Raw genomic sequence first — 1589 nt, forward strand, 5'->3', positions numbered from 1 at the left:
AGCCACGTATTCTGCCGCGCGGTCATAACCCGGATGGCCGGCTTCGCGGCCTTCCATGCCGTCGTCCGCCAGAATGCGCACGTGCGCTTCCAGACGCTCGGCGCTCAGACCGTAAGCAGTCTGGCCGGACGCGCTGCTTGAGGCTGCGCCCGACGGCGCCTGCGCAGCCACCGGAAGCGGCAGCATGGCCAGAGACGGTGCGACCAGCGGCAGTGCAGCAATCAGGCCCCTGGTCACGGTTGCCAGCAGGCGCGCCTTCGCGCCGGATTTCAGAATGCGCGCCGTCGCGCTGGTGCTCAGGAAACGCGCCTTCGCACGGGTGGCCAGCAGCCGCGGCGTCCGCTCGCCCGCCTTGCGTTCCACTCCTGCTTCCTGCATCCCAGCGCCCATCTGCTTCATCCTTCCCTGTTCAGTGCCCCATTGGAAGCAGATGTTGCCTGCTTCATCCCGTTTGACGCAACTGTTACGAACACGCCCTTATCTGGTCAGTCTCGTTGTTCTATCCCATGTGTATTGCCGATGTCAATAGGTAAAAAACGACGATGGCGCATTTGTGAGCCTTTCTGCCGGGTGGGCGTATGCTAACAGCAGAGGCGGGACGGGGGCATGACCTGCCCAAGTGGCGGAAAAGCTGCTCTAATCCCTTTCCCCGTCGGGCGAAGTCTGGCAAATGTGCCGCCCGCGAGAGGATGACGAAACATGCTTGAGAAGACTTACGAACCGTCCGCCATCGAGGCAAAGTGGTACAAGGCCTGGGAAGAGTCCGGAGCCTTCAAGGGTGGCCAGCGCCCGGGTGCGCCGACCTTCACCATCGTCATCCCGCCGCCGAACGTCACCGGCTCTCTGCACATGGGCCACGCGCTCAACAACACCCTGCAGGACGTGCTGGTGCGCTACCACCGCCTGAAGGGGTATGACGTGCTCTGGCAGCCGGGCACCGACCACGCGGGCATCGCCACGCAGATGGTGGTGGAGCGCCAGCTCGACGCGGAAGGCAAGAAGCGGACCGACCTGGGCCGCGAGAAGTTCCTCGAGCGCGTCTGGACCTGGAAGGAAGAATCCGGCGGCACCATCTTCCAGCAGTTGCGCCGCCTCGGCGCCTCGTGCGACTGGAGCCGCGAGCGCTTCACCATGGACGAAGGCTTCTCCGCCGCCGTCATCAAGGTGTTCGTGGACCTCTACCGCAAGGGACTGCTCTACCGCGACAAGCGGCTCGTCAACTGGGATCCCAAGTTCAAGTCCGCCATTTCCGACCTCGAGGTCGAGATGCGCGAAGTTCAGGGCACGTTCAGCCACCTGAAGTATCCGCTGGCGGATGATCCCTCGCGCTACATCGTCGTTGCGACCACGCGCCCCGAGACCATGCTGGGCGATACGGCCGTCGCGGTTCACCCGGAGGACGAGCGCTACAAGGACATCATCGGCAAGATGATCCGCCACCCGCTCACCGGGCGGCTGATCCCCATCATCGGTGATGAATGGGCTGACCCCGAGCTCGGTTCCGGCGCGGTGAAGATCACCCCGGCGCACGATTTCAACGACTTCGCCGTCGGCCAGCGCCACAAGCTGCCGATGATCAACATTTTCGA

1 protein-coding gene and 1 pseudogene are annotated in these 1589 nt (G+C 63.8%); one reads left to right on the top strand and one right to left on the bottom strand.

Features of this window, described 5'->3' with window-relative positions:
* Window positions 1-390, bottom strand: a pseudogene (locus VIG90_RS03435) (hypothetical protein); the annotation flags it as partial.
* A gap of 309 nt (window positions 391-699) precedes the next feature.
* On the opposite strand from VIG90_RS03435, the gene VIG90_RS03440 reads away from it, so the two are divergent.
* Window positions 700-1589: class I tRNA ligase family protein (locus tag VIG90_RS03440; protein ID WP_331592039.1), on the top strand; the 890-nt coding region annotated here is incomplete at its 3' end.

The organism is Pedomonas sp., from assembly GCF_036515995.1.
In the GTDB taxonomy this organism is placed as follows: domain Bacteria; phylum Pseudomonadota; class Alphaproteobacteria; order Sphingomonadales; family Sphingomonadaceae; genus Pedomonas.